The organism is Candidatus Tisiphia endosymbiont of Hybos culiciformis (assembly GCF_964030975.1).
Lineage (GTDB): Bacteria > Pseudomonadota > Alphaproteobacteria > Rickettsiales > Rickettsiaceae > Tisiphia.
This window is the reverse complement of record NZ_CAXIQH010000001.1, coordinates 1,544,997-1,562,240: the sequence shown is the minus strand read 5'-3', so window position 1 is coordinate 1,562,240 and position 17,244 is coordinate 1,544,997. Positions and strand designations below refer to the sequence as shown.

The window sequence follows — 17,244 nt, the reverse complement described above, 5'->3', positions numbered from 1 at the left end:
TGACAGTAATATGTAAGTAAGGATAACACCTTGGAATAACAAATTACTTTTTTAAAAAGATATGGTAAAATATGGTTAAAAAACAAAAATTCTTAAAAAATTTACTGACCAGCGTGTCAGTTGCCTCTATCGTAGCAAGTATAGGGGGAAGTAGTAGTGCTTTTGCTGCTAATTTTGATGTTGGGGCTGCTATCGCTCTTAGTGCTACTGCTGCTGCTAATAATGATACGGCGATTTTTAATGATGTTGGTGGTGGTGTCCTTACAGTCGATGCCCTTGATAACATAAATATAAATGCAGAACATGATGGTACTGTTACACTAAGGAAGCCTTTTACTATAACAGGAATAGCTGATAATGGAAATATAACTATTAACGTTGGTGGCCATGCATTAGTACTTACTGGTAGTGCAAATACAAGTGTAACACTTAATGGTGGTAGGGTAACTGGTAACGTAGGTCATGATGTAACTTTTGCTGCTGGTGGTGGTATGGTAACTGGTGACGTAGGTCATGATGTAACTTTTGCTGCTGGTGGTAGGGTAACTGGTACTGTTAGAGGTAATGTAACTGTTGGTGCTGGTCGTGCTACAATTGGAAGAGCTATTGCGGGTGGTGTGACTTTTGGTGGTACTGGTACGTTAACTGCCACCGGTGGGGTTGATGCTAATGTGGATTTTGCTGGTTATGCAGGTATAATTGTTCTGGGAGATAATCAGGCAATCGGTGGGAATGTAACAAACGTAGGTGCAGCAGCTGCTGGTACATTAACCTTCGCAGGAGTTGGTAGAGTAAATGGAGATATCGGTGCTGCTGATAATGCTGCTGCTGGTGATAGGTCTTTAGCAACCATAAATATAGGTGATGGAGAAGTACATTTACAGGGTGATGTTTTTGCTACTACCACTCAGCTTACCAACGTAAATTCAGTACTTAAGCTAGCAATCGATAAGACAATCAATGGTGCTGTACGGAATACTACTGGTGCTGCTGGTGCTAATGGTGTATTAACCTTCGAAGGAGCTGGTGTAGTAACTGGAAATATTGGTGCTAATGGTACTGCTTTATTAGCAGTAAATATAGGTGATGGAGAAGTACATTTACAGGGTAATGTTTATGCTACTAATACTAACCTTACCCACGCAGATTCTGTACTTAAACTGGCAGCTACTAAGAAAATCACTGGTGCTATCACTACAGCTAATAATAATCAGGGCACATTAATCTTCGAAGGAGCTGGTGAGGTAACTGGAAATATTGGTGCTGTTGGTCATGCTTTAGATATAATTAATCTTCAGGCTGGTAATATTACATTAAAAGGAGATGTTTTTACCCAAAACCTTAACTACTACACTAAGGCTGGTGTTGCTGCTGACGGAAAAACTGTAACAATTAAGGGTAATTTTACAGGAAAGGTTGATTTTAGTGACGCTAAGGCGAATATTTTAACATTTAACGGTGATGCGGGTCCTTATACTTTTGCATCAGCAATAGAACATGGCAATAATGGTACTTTAAATGTTCAGACTGACCTGGTAGCAACCAATGCAGATATTGGCAAGATTAAAACCATAAATATTGGTACTGCTAATAATAATGCTGTTCTGACAATAGCTGCTACAAATGCTGATGTTGCTCTTCTTGGTAATGTTGCTCCTGTTGTAAATCAAGAAATTAAGTTCTTGGATGTAAACTCGCAGTTGAAACTAAGGACAAATAATGGTGGGGATCGAATCATAACCTTTAATAATGACTTACCAGGATTTGCTGGTGGTGGTGGAGTCGTAACGTTGGAGGGTACAAATAATCACTCTTTAACTGTACAATCTGCAGGTGGTGACAAAACTCTTGGAATAAATGGTAATGAGCTGACAAGATTGGAAGTTCGTGGTAAGGTGACTGTTAAAGGAGAGGCCGGGGTTAGTAAGCTTGATATAAGCAATACTCTTGTGTTAAACATTATCAATGGTGCAACATTTACCGATGAGAGTTGCACCTCAGCCAAGATTCCTGAGGTTCATATTGGGAAGGCTTTTGGCACCACGCTTGTCGGTGCAGCATCTTACATACTGGATGCCAAACATGGACCTGTTGATATTTTGGCTGCTGGTAAAACAATTAAGTTCTCGCATGCAGATGCTAGGTTAATATTACGGAATAGTGCTGCTGCTGCTAACCGCACTATAACTTTACAAAATGATCTAGACCCAGGTGCTAAGAATACAGGTATAGTTGAGTTTGATTCTGTTAATAATGGTGCAGAATTAAAGATTGATGGAGGCAAAAATTTAGGTACAGCGGGTCATAAACTAAAGAAGGTAATTTTCTCTGGTGCGGGTAGCTTTGACATTAATGCTACTCTTAACACTGCAAGTATAGAGCTAAATACAAATGCTGTAGTAACCCTGGGTACCCGAGGTGTTATTAATAGTGATATTATCTTTTCTAAAGATACTACACTTAATGCTCAGGATACTATCAACGGTAATGTGAATTTCAATAATAAGAACGCTACGATTAAACTAGCAGATAAGAAAGAAATCACTGGTACTATAACCGGTGGTGGTAAGGGAACTTTAGAGTTCCAAGGGGATGGTGCCGTAGGTGCTACTAATTTAAAACTGTTAAAAGCCGGTGCCGGTAATGTGACATTAGCCACTGGTACTTATACCATTGGTGAAATCCAGGGTAACGGTCTAAAAGACTTAACTTTTGCTAGTGGTTTTAATTTAACAGGTGGTATTAACTTGACTGCTGGCGGACAGGAAGTTGGTTTAATATTCCAAGGTGATGGCAAAATTAGTGGTAACGTCGGTTCCGTTGGTAATATCAAAATTCAAAAAGGTACTGTTAAATTTGATGGTTCAATCCGTGCTAAAAATATAATAATATCAGATAAGGCAATTGCTGAGATTGCTGGAAATGTAAATGCCAATGCTATTAATGGAGCAGGTAAGGTTAAATTTAATAACCAAAACGATATTGTTATTAATAGTGCAATGGAGATTGAAAATGTAGAAATAGCCGGAGGTAACGTAAGTATCAAGGACATTTCAGAGGGTAAGATTCTCTTCTCTGGTTCTAAAAATACAACTTTAACCTTAAAGGAAGAGAGTACTGTAAGTAACATTACAACAACTGGCAATAATTTGCATAGTCTAGCATTAAATGCAGATCTTACCATTACAGGGGCTGTTGGAACAGGTAGTAATAAATTAAAAGAGATTAAATTACTAGGTGATCATAAACTTATCATTACTAAAAGTAATTTCTATGCTGCTGTGTCAACCCAAACTAATAATAGCGGTGAAGTAATATTTGACTCAGAAGATAGCATTGCTTATGGCACTCTAGGAACAGAAAAGCTTAGATTGTCTGATGTAATTTTTGATAATAATTCTACGGTGAAAAGTGATATTTACTCCAAGAAAATAACAATTAATCCTGGTAAAACTGCAACTTTTGCTGGTACTGAGGAAAGAGCTATAGATATCTCACAAGTAGATGTGGGGGGAACTCATTTGGCAAGACTATTGGAGAAATTTACCTATCACACGAAAATTGGTTCGGAAAATATAGAGGCTGATTCGTCATCCAAGATAAAGTTTGGTAATGCAGCCTTGATTAATGCACCAATTAATGGCGGACAGGTAATATTAGAAGATAATGTATGGTTTACAGAAAAAGTAAAGTCAGCAGCTGTAACCTTTGCACCAAATAAGTATGCAATATTAGAAACAGATATTATTTCTTCTAAAATTGAAGCCAATCAAGCCAAGTTAATTATCCTGGCTGAAAAACAACTTATAACTGGTGATTTAGCAGCTAAAGATTTAACAATAGATCTTGGAGCTAATCAATTTCAATATACTGGTAATGCCAAACTAACAGGAACTCTAGAGCTGAACACTTTCTATGACACCTCAAAAATGGCAGGTGGTAATATAGAAATTCAGGATAACAGTAAATTAGATTTATCAAAGCTAGACAAACTGGTTGTAAAAGTGAAAGCACGATCTGATATTAACAAAATTTCTGAAGATACTAAATATGCTATAATTACATCAGTTGATAAAGATGGTATTACTGTAATTGATAAAGATAAAATTACTCTTGAGTCAGATAGTGAACAAAATCGCTTTGTCAGCTGGACTATTGATCCTAACAATCTAACCCTATCTGCAAAAGACATTTCTACAGAAAAATTAGAGGAATTAAAGGAAAAATTAAAGGAAAAATCAGAGAAGGAATCTGGGAAGGGATCAGAGAAGGGAACAGAGAAGGAAGCTGACAGCGTATCAAAAAAACTGACATGGATTGATATGTTGATTAAAGCTAAACCAGGTAGTGCTGCTGCTAAATACAAAAACGGCGTTGGTCATATGGATGAGGAAAATGCCGAACGGGCGGATGGTAGATTATTGCCTGGTAACGCAACTCCAATAGAACAGAATCTAATAAATTTAATATCTGCAGTAACAATGCAATCTATTGTTAATCAAGTTACTGCGAGGTCTTTGAATATGCATCTCCCTGTAGCATCTGGTGATGATGATACGAAAATGTATGGAGTATGGGGTAGTCCGTTTTATGGTACCGCTAATCAGAAAATGCAAGAAGGAGTTAGCGGTTATAACATGAAATCGGCTGGTGGGATAGTTGGCTTTGATGGTTTAGTAAATGATAACTTGCTATTTGGAGCAGCTTATAGCCTAATTGATACAAAAATGTCCCATAAAGATCAAAAAAGTGGTGATAAAACTAACAGTAGAACTAATATCTTCTCTTTATATGGTTCATATAAATTTGCAAGTAATTGGTTTACTGAAGCCGTAGCCTCATGTGGTATAACTAATGTTGAAAACTTAGAAGGGCGTATGATCCCAACTAATTTGAGAAGCGTTACTACTCTAGAAACAGCTGTTGCTAAGTATAAATCTATTTCGTATAGTGGACAACTACACAAATTTAATGTCATACCTGCGAAAGCAGGTATCTAGCCAGGGCAGTTTAAAAGTCGCAGCTAATGATACAAGAATCTGTTTTGAGAAATGCATAAACGTCATTGCGAGGAGCCGCAAAGCGGCGACACGGCAATCCAAAAAATTGCAACGGCAAAAATAAAACAGCAAGCTGTTTATTTGGATCGCCACGCCACTTCGTGGCTCGCGATGACGGTTATTCGTTTCTAAAATCTAGTATTTTATATCATTAGTTGCGACTTTTAGTGTGCCACGAAGTGTAAATAGTCTAGCTGTTGAGAGAGCAGCCTTAGAAGTGTCGACCTAACACACTAAGTATCGAGTCTTGAGCTGATTATAGTAATATAATTGGTTAAGCGTAGACAGAGATGTTATAGACCGTAAGCCGAAAGGTTAAAGTGATTGAGCCTCGTTAAGCAATTCTTTTGGGATCGCAGACTGTGTTAAAAGGCAGGAATGCAACATAACACATACCATAAATAGGCAGGTATGTGTTAGATCTCCGGGGTCTAAGAGCATGGTATGTAATAAAAGTCTATTTATAAACGTGGGATATCCTATATTTTCTCTTAAGTTAGGAGTATTAGCCGACAAGTATAAAAGCAAGGGAGCTGAAAAGAAATATAGGAAGTCAGAATCAGCATAGTACTGAGGAAGTTAGGTAATGCTAATGGAGGGAAGGCTGGTGGGTAAGTTCGACTAACACAGGGAAACGTTATGAAAGCACAGACTTTCAATAATTAACGGTAACTAAACTGTGTTGGATAGCCAAAGCAATTAGGTGAATGAATTTATCTTGAGCCCATTGCGGGAAAACCGCACGATGAGGTTCTAACGAGGGGCGTAAGTGGTGACGCTTACGTCTACTCTATAACTGCCCTGGGTATCTAGCGCTACAGTCGTAGTTTACAAATAATATAAATATGTATTAGAATGTATGGCATAGTTGAAGGAGGAGATGAGATAAGGAATGGATAACATCAAGATATGGCAAGAACTGGAAGGAATGATAGAAGAAGGTCAGAGCGGTTTAAGAGTAGGATGTAATGATTATAGAACTTTTAATAATATGTCACTGTATGTCAAAGCATTAATGAGTTCTGTTGAGAGGAAGAATAGCTGGCAATTAGCGGAAATGGTAGGAGCTAAGACACCATACAATTTTCAGTATCTTTTATGTTATGCAGCTATTGACGTTGTGGCATTAAAAAAAGCATTGATTAAAATAACTATAGAAAACCTTGGGACGCAAGGATATTTAACTTTTGATGACACTGGATTTTTAAAAAAAGGGGAACAATCTTCGGGAGTTCAGCGTCAGTATACTGGGACAGCGGGTCGAGTAGAGAACTGTCAAATTGGTACATTTATGGGGTATAAAACACAGAAGGGTCATAATCTGTTGGATGGTAAATTATATTTACCTGAATCTTGGCTCAATGATCCGCAACGATGCCGTAAAGCCGGGATTCCAGAAGGATTGAAGTTTGAGAAGAAGGCTCTGCAAGCCGCTGGGATGTATAAAAATTTTAAAGAGCAAGGTTATGAGTGTTCATGGGTTACAGCTGATGAGGCTTATGGAAAAGATCCGGACTTTGTGAAGGTTTTGGAGGAATATAACCAACCATATATTTTGGCGGTTCCGAAGGATTATTCTATTAGATGCGGCGATCTTAAACAACGTTTTGAAGCATTAAAATGTGCTGAATCTGCAGATGTTCATTTGTGGGAAATGCATAGTGCAGGGAAAGGAAGCAAAGGAGAACGTGTATATGAGTGGTTGCTGATTAAACGTAATGAGATTAATAGTTTCAGTGAGTTTGAAAAGTTTTTATTGATTAGACGTTCTATGAGTACAGGAGAACTGGCATTTTATAGTGTTATGGCACCTAAGAATAGGTCATTACAGGAACTAGCGATGGCTGCTGGTTCGAGATGGTCAATTGAGGAGTGTTTTGAAATGGCAAAAGGAGAAACTGGATTGGATCAGTATGAAGTGCGGAGTTATCGTGGATGGGAGAGGCATACTACATTTTCGATGTGGGCATTGATGATTTTGGTTAATTTAAAAAACAAAGTTAGCGATCCAGCCAATCTTGCTAATAAGTTGTTAGAAAACAATAAGAAACCAGAAATATTAGTAGCAGATTTAGATAAGGAACAGGCATCAGAGCTGGTTTTAGCAAGCGGTGCTATAACAACACAAGAGTTATCTGCAGGTCAAGAGCAATTGGATTCAATGCACGAATATAAAAAAAAACAGAAGATTTTATCAGCCTTACGGTTCAAGAAATTAGACGTTTTGTAAAGTTGATTTTTTCAAGCTTATTTACGACAACAAAGGAAGTATTCTTAAGCCTATCCTTATGGCGAAGACGACACCAAGCCAGAGCAAAAGATTGTCACTTTAAAGATAAAGAAAGAACCCGTACACTGTATGCACAAAGTTTACGACTGTAGCACTAATCTTGCCATAAGATTTCACCCGGGTCAAATCTACCACTTGGCTAGCAATTTTCTTACCAAAAACCCTACTAATCATATCCTCGGTAAGAGTTGTATCTTCAATAGTATCATGCAATAAACTGGTGATAATCATGTCAGTCCTGAAATATTTTGGTATTTCTAATGCGGTATATTCGGCAACCATGTACGCCACCTCTATCGGATGGGAGTAATATGGATCGCCGGATTGTCGCATCTGCGAACCATGATATTTTTTAGCGTAATATATAGTGAAACCTATTGAATTAGGTGATACAGACTTTGTGTCATACCTGCGAAAGCAGGTATCTAGATTCCCGCCTTCGCGGGAATGACAACTTACAATCGTTATGTTCTTTATCACCTAATCCTATGAGCATAACTATATACCTTTTCTAATCTCACCCATATTTACTGGTTGCGTTACTTGCTGGTTCAGTTCAGATAGTTTACTGAGTAACCTCTCAGCATAATGACAATTTGTATATTTTGTTTCCCAATCATACTCTAGGGTGTTAGAATCTTCCATATAACTACCTACTATTATTTTAATTACAAAGTATATTGTAACCAAGAATAAAATACTACCAATAGTTTATTATATACTTCTTAAAATAATAAGTATTTTGTTATATTTAAGTTACAGCCCTATTTTTTGTTTTCTCAAGTTTACTGTAGAACTTTCATGTTGTATTAAGAGCGTGATATTGTTACAACTAGAAGTTTGTTATTTCAACTTAAATCTATAATTATTTTTTTATATCACTTAGTGCAACCATAAAATATTATATACTAAGTGTATTAATATCAAATAAAAGTAATAACCGGGGAAATATGAACTATCAAAAGTCAACAACATTGAGTCAATTATGAGTACACCTATTCAAGCAAATGCCAGGATTATCCAGACTAGACTTACAAGAGAACAAAAAGAAGCCGTTGGATTACTTTCAATAGGTACCTTTTTAGAATATTTTGACTTGATGTTATATGTACATTTAGCAGTATTACTAAATGAGTTGTTTTTTCCTAAATATGAAGCTTTTGCTGCATCTATGCTAACAGCTTTTGCCTTTTGTTCTACTTTTGTTTTTCGTCCAATTGGTGCATTAATTTTTGGTTATATTGGGGATAGAGCAGGACGGAAAGCAACGGTTATTATTACCACTTTTATGATGGCAATTTCATGCGTCGTCATGGCTAATGTTCCAACTTATGCCCAAATTGGCATTACCGCTTCTATAATAATTACGGTTTGTCGTGTACTACAAGGCATGTCATCAGTAGGAGAATTAGTAGGAGCAGAGCTTTATTTAACAGAAACTATAAAACCTCCTATACAATATCCAACAGTAGCTTTTATTGCCGTTGCTTCTGTTATCGGGACAACAGCTGCACTCGGAATTGCTTCTCTTGTTACATCATCTTATGGGTTGAATTGGCGTATTGCTTTTTGGATAGGAGCAGTAATTGCTTTGGTTGGTGGGCTTGCCAGAACAACTCTCAGAGAAACACCTGATTTTGTTGATGCAAAACTTAGACTAAAAAAGAAATATGAGAAAGCTAATATTGATATCAAGGAACTTAATAATGATCCAGTTGTGAATGAAAAAGTTAATAAAAAATCAGTATTATATTTATTTATAGTAAATTGCGTCTGGCCAGTATGTTTTTATTTCGCTTATGTACATTGTGGCAGTCTCTTAAAAAGTTCTTTTAGCTATAGTGCGGAACAAGTAATACATCAGAATTTTATTCTATCAATGATACAGTTGGCTGGCAAATTATTTGTGAGTTATTTAAGTTATAAGATATATCCACTGAAAATTCTCAAAGTGCAATTAGTGATGTTTTCTATTTTTGTGTTATTTTCTCCTTATATTTTGAATAATATAACTGAGGTATTTTACTTATTTTTATTTCAAATTTTTCTTGTACTGTTTGCTATTGATATTGGACCAGCTGTTCCGATATTTTTCAAATATTTTCCAGTTTTTAAACGTTATACTTATAACAGTATGATATATGCTGTATCACGTGCCTTGATGTATGTTATCACTTCTTTTGGAATTTTATTTTTAACAAAATATTTTGGTCATTGGGGATTATTAATTATTATGTTTCCAATAAGTGTAGGATTTGCTTTTGCTTTGCGTCATTTTCAAAAGTTAGAGCAGGAAGCTGGTATTTATGTTGAATAATTGTTGTAGGTTCTAATGGAAATTCCGTACCTAATAAATGTTTGTAACATAAATTAGTTAATATATTTTCTAGTTGTTTTGTTCCATAACACATACTAACACTTATAAAACTCTTAAAAGTCTCCTCTACTATCTTCTTAATCTTCTCAGGAGATTTAGCACCAATAGTCTGCATATTATGAAGTCGGTCAAATAGCTTAATCAATAAAACATCATATTTCTTTTGTTGAAATAATATACTCATTGTTTCTGCTGCACTAATTTTCCCATAAGATTTAACCCGGGTCAAATCCATTACTTGACTAGCAATTTGCTTGCCAAAAACCCTGCCAATCATGTCTTCGGTAAGAGTTGTATCTTCAATAGTATCATGCAGTAAACTGGTAAGGATCATGTCAGTTCTGAAATATTGTGGCATCTTTAATGCGGTATATTCGGCAACCATGTATGCTACTTCTATTGGATGAGAATAATAGGGATCGCCGGATTGTCGCATTTGGCTGCCATGATATTTTCTGGCATAATATATACCTTTTCTAATCTCATAAATATCTACTGGTTGCGTTACTTGCTGGTTCAACTCAGTTAGTTTATTAAGTAATCTCTCGGCATAATGACAATTTACATATTTTGTTTCCCAATTATAAATATCTTCCATATAACTACTTACTATATTATTTTAATTATAAAGTATATTAAACTAGAAGTTAAAATACTAGCAAATAATTTATTAAATACTTCTTAAAATAATAAGTATTTTGTTATATTTAAGTTACAGCCTTTGCATAAACTTTTCCTATCTTATATTTAGTCGGAGTTGATAATTTTGACATAGGTAGCTTTAATATAAAAATATTATCTGTTTTAATTCAGTATAATCAATACGTCTGTCTAAATGAACAAAATTTTTATGGATGCCGATAGTCCAATCTAGTTGCCAAGCAGTAGCAATTAAATCGCCTTTAATGGTTTTATCTAGGGTTAGAACGTCAATGGCACAGCACCCACCCCCACTGTGGGGTGGGTAATCGTAGATTGGTGCAAACGCCGAGCAAGAATTTACTGGTCACGAAAATAACATCGCTCAAAAATTAGAGCATGGCTGGCGGTTTATTATACCGCATAAATGGCAAGGCTCTGTGAAGGTTTCCAAAGTGACCTGATTTTGGCTCTTTTTTGCTACGAATAAACATGACTTTCTTGAAATAGGTACACTATTCCTTCAAAAATCCTATTTATTCTCACTAAAAAATAGATCAATTAACCTTCACAGCAATCATATTTTTTACTAATATTAGGGCGTGTCATCAAATGAGTTGACATAGTGATATAGTGAAACCTATTGAATTAGGTGATACAAACTTTGTGTTAACCTTGCGAAAGCAGGTATCTAGATTCCCGCCTTCGCGGGAATGACAACTTACAATCGTTATGTTCTTTATCACCTAATCCTATGAGCATAACTATATATAGATATAGAGCAGGAATAGCTTGGAGAGATTTGCCTGAGAGATTTGGGGATTTTAGGGCAATTCATACCAGACATACAAGATGGAGTCAAAAAGGAGTTTGGCAGAAGGTATTTGAGTTACTTGCAGCTGATGCAGACAATGAGTATGCGATGATCGATTCTACAATAGTGCGTGCACATCAACATAGTGCTGGTGCTAAAAAGAAGTCATAACAACTGATCAAGCTATTGGTCGTAGCAAGGGTGGTTTGTCGACTAAAATACATGCAACTGTCGATGGGCTTGGTAACCCGACTGGCTTTCATTTAACAGCAGGACAAGTACATGATTTGCAAGGGAGTGATGCACTAATGGAAAAACTAACACAAGGATTTCATGTACTTGCAGATAAGGCTTATGATGCATATGAGCGGGTAAGGAACAGGCTAAAAGAAAAAGGTTGTGTGGCTGTAATTCCATCAAGGAAGAATCGCAAAATTCCAATAGAATTGGATACAGAGCTTTATAAGGCACGGCACTTAATTGAAAATTTTTTTGCTAAGCTTAAACAATATAGGGCGATTGCAACACGCTATGATAAAACGGCTCAAAACTTTTTGGGGGCGATTCATCTTGCTGCTTCTGTAATTTTGTTGAATTGATGACACGCCCTAGTAGCAAAAATCTATTGCTAAAATACCACGTGAAATTAAGGGGGTATTAACCATCAAAACCATATCTCATGCCAGTGAATTATTGGATATTGTTTTTATTGACAAAAAATAAATATATTTTAACATAAAATTAGTTGACTATTTAATGTAGGTTATATTTAATTAAAATTGTAACTACTTCAACTAAACTTAAAGATGGTGAAAATAGATACAATGGCTGATGATTTTGATGACGGTAAAGGGAATAAGAAAGATAGTGCAGACTTTGCTCAGCTTGACAATGCTGTTAATGACATCAAGTCACAAATGCGTTCCACTAATCCGGCTGAATTGGCAAGGCTTAATGCTTCCATAACCAGCCTGTTGAGTAGTGATCTTCCACCCGAGATGTTAGCAAAACTAAAAGATTTACTATCTAGCATTACCGAAAAGGAAGAACGGGCTGAGCAAGTTATACGTTACACTCAAGAAGAACAAAGTAAAGCAGCAGAAGAAGCTAGGTTATTGCAAGAGCATATCGAGTTTTTGGAAAAAGAAGCCCACATAGCCAATGAAAGGCGAGAGCAAGAGCTGAAACAACATTTTGAAGATTATGCATTAATTAAAGATGATGCTCATAAACAAAATCAAGACGATATTGCTCTTTTAGAACAAGCAGCGAAAGATCCTAATTCTTTAACTGCTGCCCAAAGAGCTCAGTTGATGGGACAATATGCAACTGATGAAGAGAGAGAAGCTGCTGACAAGAAAGAACAAGAAATGAAGAAATGTTTGGAAATACATTATGCCATTAAAAAGAAAAATAATGAAACTATTGCTTATAAACAAAGCAAAATTAAGGCAAATGATACAATAATTAACCATCCTGCTACTTATGAACCAGAAAAAAAGAAACGTCACCAAGAAAATGTAGTACTTGAGCAAGAAATTGTTAATCACCGAAAAGATTTAGTATCTCTTGAACCATTAGATAAAGATCGAGAACAAGAGAGACAAGTTCTTCTCTCTTTAGTCAATAGTGGTAATCCTGAATTAGCCGTAGAAAGATTAAAAGATCATTATTCAGACCATATAGACAAATATGATAAAGAAAAGCAGCAAGATCCCAATCATCAAGGATATAATGAGTTGCAGTCAATAGTTATGAAATTGGGTGGTCATAAAAAATTAGGATTACCTAAACCTGAATATCCGATAACAGAACAACAAATTCCATCTTCTAAAAACATAAAATCTCCATCAGCAGCAGATAGTCAGACAAAAATTATTGAGAGTCCTGCTACCCAAACCCCTCAAGAACAGACTACAGCCTATCGAAAAAGTCTAGAGCAATTGGTAGCAAGGCAATCTAATGTCAAGGGCGAGTCTCAAAAAGTCCTTTCTGAAGTTGCTTCAGTTGCTACTAACAACGCTCCGGTACAAAACAGCAATGAGGTTCCGAAGCCAAAATCCAGATTCGCACAGAATGCAAAGAAAATGGCAGGACGTGGTTAATATATAGTAAGGTTGTTATGAACACTAAAAGAGTTAATTTACCAAATAATGCAAAAGAGCAACAGACAATAGATAATTATCTAACTGATATCTATAATCAAAAGGGACGATTTACTAATTTACAGGAATTATATGAGGAAACTAGAAAAACTGAAGCAAGCGAGCAGTATAAGACGGATCCTAATTTCAGAGAAGCAGTAAAATATGAACAGCCAAATGAAGCATGGGAATTCTTTTTATATTTAGCGATAGGGCAAAAAGAAGCAGCTTATTATTTAGCAGCAAGTTTTATAAATGAATTAGGTGCCAAACAAAATGATGATTTAGCTGCCTTAAGTATGGCAATAGGCGTAAACTTGGTGATAAGAAATCGATTTGAGTTGGTTGGTAAGGAGAGCTTTAAGGAGATCAAATATCTAACAAATCAGTGTGTAGAACAAATTAATAAAAATGCCAAAGAAATAGGCAGTAAAGCCATAAGCTATGAAGAAGCTATAGGAAGAGCTAAAGCAGTTGATAACATAGTTAAAGCAAAGCTCCATTTATCGTTTGAAGATAATATTTTACCAGGTTCGATAAAATACTATGCCAAATTTGTACCAGTAGAGGGTATTCCATACCATGGAATGGATGAATATGGCATCATCTAGTTCTGCCCATGACACCTCTGTCGACAGTGGTGTGCATGATAAATTATTCGAAGAATTAGATGTTGCAATGGCTGGAGTGAGTCATCACCATCATCATTAGTGTGTTTGGTTATGTAGGGTTTAGAAACCGTCATTGTGAGAAGCAGCTTTGCTGCGACGAAGCAATCCAGTAAATGTGGATTGCCACTACACTCACGTGGTCTCGCAATGACGTGTGTACTTTGTGTCATTCCCGCGAAGGCGGGAATCTAAGATGTAGTGAAACCTATTGAATTAGGTGATACAAACTTTGTGTCATACCTGCGAAGGCAGGTATCTAGATTCCCGCCTTCGCGGGAATGACATTAAACTTAAGTGGGAGTGACAAGAGAGTGCGGGAATGATTAACTAACTTAAATCTATAATTATTTTTTTGATATCACTTAGTGCAACCATAAAATATTATATACTAAGTGTATTAACACAAAATATAGAAAATTATGTTTAATAAAAATAATCACTGGGGAAATATGAACTATCCGAAACCAACAACATTGAGTCAATTATGAGCGAAACTGTTCAAGAAAATACCAGGATTATCCCTGATCAGCAGACTAGTCTTACAAGAGAACAAAAAGAATCCCTTGGATTACTATCAATTGGAACATTCCTAGAATATTTTGACTTAATGTTATATATCCATATGGCAGGAGTTCTTAATGAGTTATTTTTTGAACCGACTGATCCTAAGACAAACTCTTTAATGATGTCATTTGCTTTTTGTTCTACTTATGTTTTCCGACCTATTGGAGCATTAATATTTGGTCGGTTGGGCGATACTATAGGACGTAAATCAACAGTGATCATTACAACTTTTATGATGGCTATATCATGTCTTGTGATGGCTAATTTGCCCACTTATGCCCAGATAGGAAGCACAGCTGCTTGGATACTAACCATCTGTCGCATTGTGCAAGGTATGTCTTCTATGGGTGAAATAATAGGAGCAGAGCTTTACTTAACTGAAACTACTAAACCGCCAGTTCAATATGTAAGTGTGGGATTTATAGGGGCTTGCTCTTCTATAGGAGGGTTAGGGGCGTTAGGCATTGCCTCACTTGTAACTTCGCATGGTTTTAACTGGCGTCTGGCATTTTGGATTGGTGCAGCGATTGCATTGATTGGTTCTCTTGCCAGAACAACCTTGCGAGAAACACCAGAATTTGCTGATGCCAAACGTCGAATTAAGAAAGTTTTTGAAAAAACGGCTCTGTCCAGAAAAGTGTGTAAATTTCCAAAATAGGTCATTAAATTTTGTTAAGCCTATCTTCAAATTTGATCATCAAATGAGCCATAGCTTCATTCCAGTTGGGAATAGGCATAGTCCATTTTTTGGTCATATAGTCAATTGTCAAATATAAGCTTTTAAAAACAGCACTATCACTAGGGAAAACACGCTTATTATTTGTTACTTTACGCAATTGACTATTAACAGATTCAACTGAATTAGTGGTATAAATTACCTTTCTAATTGCCTCTGGATATCCTAGAAAAATCATTAAATTATCCCAATGATTATACCATGATTTGGCAATTTGTGGATATTGTTTATTCCATTTTTCTTCAAAATATACTAAAGCTAAATGTGCTTGTTCTTCCGTTGCTGCAGTATATATCGGCTTTAAATCGCTAGCCACCTGCTTCCTATCTTTATATGATACGTATTTTAAACTATTTCTAATCTGATGTACAATACATAATTGATGTTCTGTTTTTGGATAAACTGCTTCTATCGCCTCAGACATACCAGTAAGATTATCACTACAGGCAATCAGTATATCCTTTAATCCTCTATTTTTCATTTCAGTAAAATTACCAAGCCAAAATTTTGCCCCTTCATTTTCACTGATCCATAATCCCAATATATCTTTTCTACCAGATAAATCAATCCCTAATGCAACATATATTGCCTTGTTAATTATCCTTTTGTCTTGCCTAACTTTTACTACTAAACAATCAAAAAATACTATCGGATATATCTCTTCTAACGGTCTACTCTGCCAAGCTTTTACATCATCCATTACATCATCGGTGATCTGACTGATTAAACTCTCACTTATTTCAACACTATACAACTCTTGTAATTGAACCTTAATATCAGATACACTCATACCTTTAGCATATAATGATAAGACTTTATCATCAAAACCATCAAAACGTTTTTGTCTTTTCGGTAGTATTGCTGGTTCAAAGGTACTACGCCTATCTCTTGGTACTTCTATCTCAACCGCTCCATGTTCGGAGATCAGTTTTTTGCTAGTTATACCATTACGAGCATTATCATTATCTACACGACTGTATTTATCATAGCCTAGATGATTATTCAATTCTGACTGCAATGCCTTCTCTATCAAGCGTTTGGTCAATTCTTTTAATAATCCTCCTTCTTTCAGTATTGTGCTTACATCTGTATCATTATCTATTAATAAATCTACTGCTTGCTTTATTGATTCATTTGTTTTTTTATTCATGTAATTTCCTTTTTTGTTATATTTTTATATATAACCTATCTCGAAATTTACACACTTTTCTGGACAGAGCCGAAAAACTAATACCGATACAGCCAACTTAACAAACCACCCCGTGTGGCAAGAAAAAGTTAATAAGAAAACAGTACTAGCACTCCTTTTATTACAATGTGCTTCACCAATATGTTTTTATTTTACCTATATACATTGTGGCACTATTCTTAAGATTAATTTTAATTATACAACAGCTGAGGTTATTCATCATAATTTTATTGTTTGCATAATACAGCTGTTAATTGTGTTAATAGCGACTTATTTAAGTTACAAGGTATATCCATTATTAATCATTAAAGTTGTACTCATATTATTTTCTATTTTTATGTTATTTTGTCCATATTGGTTTAATAATATTCATTCACCACTTGAGTTACTTTTGATTCAGTCATTTATTCTCTTGTTTTGGCAATGTGATGCACCTGCCACTCCCATTTTCTATAAAAGTTTTCCGGTATTTAAACGTTTTACCTGTGCTAGCATGACATTTACTGTATCTCGAGCTTTAATGTATGCAATCACTGCTTTTGGGTTTGCTTATATTACTGAACATTTTGGTCATTGGGGATTATGGATTATTATGGTTCCGACAATTGTTGGTTTTGCCTACGGATTCTTTCATTTTGAAAAATTGGCAAAAGAGCTTGGGGGTTATCCTATAGGTCATAAAGATTTGTTTGTTTATAAAGAAACAACTATTTGAGTCAATTATGAGTGAAATTGTTCAAGCAGATAAAAGTAATCACTG

Annotated in this window: 11 protein-coding genes and 3 pseudogenes; 9 read left to right on the top strand and 5 right to left on the bottom strand. The window is 35.7% G+C overall.

The features are described from left to right. Positions 1–71: 71 nt before the first annotated feature. The 3 genes from ACQH2P_RS08455 to ACQH2P_RS08445 all read left to right on the top strand — a co-directional run bounded on the left by ACQH2P_RS08455 (position 72) and on the right by ACQH2P_RS08445 (position 7,290). A complete protein-coding gene (locus ACQH2P_RS08455; protein ID WP_425363786.1) occupies positions 72–5,000 on the top strand; it encodes an autotransporter outer membrane beta-barrel domain-containing protein in 4,929 nt (1,642 codons plus the stop codon). 51 nt (positions 5,001–5,051) lie between these two features. Beyond that, complete coding sequence (locus ACQH2P_RS08450) at positions 5,052–5,192, top strand: hypothetical protein (RefSeq protein WP_425363785.1); 141 nt, start codon at positions 5,052–5,054, stop codon at positions 5,190–5,192. Positions 5,193–5,952: 760 nt separating this feature from the next. After that, entirely contained in the window at positions 5,953–7,290 is a 1,338-nt protein-coding gene (locus tag ACQH2P_RS08445; protein WP_425363784.1) for an IS701 family transposase, read from the top strand. A 150-nt stretch (positions 7,291–7,440) separates the two neighbouring features. Here the strand turns inward: ACQH2P_RS08445 and ACQH2P_RS08440 are convergent. Further along, positions 7,441–7,716 (bottom strand): annotated as a pseudogene (locus tag ACQH2P_RS08440) (HD domain-containing protein); the annotation flags it as partial. Positions 7,717–7,848: 132 nt separating this feature from the next. Then, positions 7,849–7,995 (bottom strand): guanosine polyphosphate pyrophosphohydrolase, encoded by a 147-nt coding sequence (locus tag ACQH2P_RS08435; RefSeq protein ID WP_425363783.1) that lies wholly within the window; start codon positions 7,993–7,995, stop codon positions 7,849–7,851. Positions 7,996–8,335: 340 nt separating this feature from the next. Here ACQH2P_RS08435 and ACQH2P_RS08430 point away from each other — a divergent pair, with 340 nt between their 5' ends. Next, positions 8,336–9,667, top strand: a complete 1,332-nt coding sequence (locus ACQH2P_RS08430; protein ID WP_425363782.1) for an MFS transporter — start codon at positions 8,336–8,338, stop codon at positions 9,665–9,667. Here ACQH2P_RS08430 and ACQH2P_RS08425 read toward each other — a convergent pair. Both ACQH2P_RS08425 and ACQH2P_RS08420 read right to left on the bottom strand, forming a co-directional pair. Continuing rightward, positions 9,582–10,325 (bottom strand): HD domain-containing protein, encoded by a 744-nt coding sequence (locus ACQH2P_RS08425; protein WP_425363781.1) that lies wholly within the window; start codon positions 10,323–10,325, stop codon positions 9,582–9,584. The two genes, ACQH2P_RS08430 and ACQH2P_RS08425, sit on opposite strands and share 86 nt — an antisense overlap. A gap of 649 nt (positions 10,326–10,974) precedes the next feature. Further along, positions 10,975–11,112: a hypothetical protein gene (locus tag ACQH2P_RS08420; RefSeq protein WP_425363780.1), complete on the bottom strand. Its 138-nt coding sequence runs from the start codon at positions 11,110–11,112 to the stop codon at positions 10,975–10,977. A 20-nt stretch (positions 11,113–11,132) separates the two neighbouring features. Here ACQH2P_RS08420 and ACQH2P_RS08415 point away from each other — a divergent pair. From ACQH2P_RS08415 to ACQH2P_RS08400, 4 genes and pseudogenes are all read left to right on the top strand, one after another. Next, a pseudogene (locus tag ACQH2P_RS08415) lies at positions 11,133–11,779 on the top strand (IS5 family transposase); the annotation flags it as partial. A gap of 210 nt (positions 11,780–11,989) precedes the next feature. Continuing rightward, positions 11,990–13,285 (top strand): hypothetical protein, encoded by a 1,296-nt coding sequence (locus ACQH2P_RS08410; protein WP_425363779.1) that lies wholly within the window; start codon positions 11,990–11,992, stop codon positions 13,283–13,285. A 17-nt stretch (positions 13,286–13,302) separates the two neighbouring features. After that, positions 13,303–13,935, top strand: coding sequence for a hypothetical protein (locus ACQH2P_RS08405; protein ID WP_425363778.1), 633 nt, complete (start codon positions 13,303–13,305; stop codon positions 13,933–13,935). A gap of 544 nt (positions 13,936–14,479) precedes the next feature. Next, positions 14,480–15,196: pseudogene (locus ACQH2P_RS08400) on the top strand (MFS transporter); the annotation flags it as partial. 25 nt (positions 15,197–15,221) lie between these two features. Here ACQH2P_RS08400 and ACQH2P_RS08395 read toward each other — a convergent pair. Beyond that, positions 15,222–16,445, bottom strand: a complete 1,224-nt coding sequence (locus ACQH2P_RS08395) for an IS256 family transposase (protein ID WP_425362497.1) — start codon at positions 16,443–16,445, stop codon at positions 15,222–15,224. Positions 16,446–16,557: 112 nt separating this feature from the next. On the opposite strand from ACQH2P_RS08395, the gene ACQH2P_RS08390 reads away from it, so the two are divergent. Then, positions 16,558–17,199 carry an MFS transporter gene (locus ACQH2P_RS08390; RefSeq protein ID WP_425363777.1) on the top strand — a complete coding sequence of 214 codons (642 nt, stop codon included), beginning with the start codon at positions 16,558–16,560 and terminating at the stop codon, positions 17,197–17,199. The last annotated feature ends 45 nt before the right edge of the window (positions 17,200–17,244 follow it).

Bases quoted from the DNA above. Each gene is read 5' to 3' on its own strand.
- ACQH2P_RS08425 (WP_425363781.1), bottom strand. From the start codon at position 10,325: ATGGAAGATATTTATAATTGGGAAACAAAATATGTAAATTGTCATTAT.
- ACQH2P_RS08435 (WP_425363783.1), bottom strand. From the start codon at position 7,995: ATGGAAGATTCTAACACCCTAGAGTATGATTGGGAAACAAAATATACA.
- ACQH2P_RS08445 (WP_425363784.1), top strand. From the start codon at position 5,953: ATGGATAACATCAAGATATGGCAAGAACTGGAAGGAATGATAGAAGAA.
- ACQH2P_RS08405 (WP_425363778.1), top strand. From the start codon at position 13,303: ATGAACACTAAAAGAGTTAATTTACCAAATAATGCAAAAGAGCAACAG.
- ACQH2P_RS08395 (WP_425362497.1), bottom strand. From the start codon at position 16,445: ATGAATAAAAAAACAAATGAATCAATAAAGCAAGCAGTAGATTTATTA.
- ACQH2P_RS08455 (WP_425363786.1), top strand. From the start codon at position 72: ATGGTTAAAAAACAAAAATTCTTAAAAAATTTACTGACCAGCGTGTCA.
- ACQH2P_RS08450 (WP_425363785.1), top strand. From the start codon at position 5,052: ATGCATAAACGTCATTGCGAGGAGCCGCAAAGCGGCGACACGGCAATC.
- ACQH2P_RS08430 (WP_425363782.1), top strand. From the start codon at position 8,336: ATGAGTACACCTATTCAAGCAAATGCCAGGATTATCCAGACTAGACTT.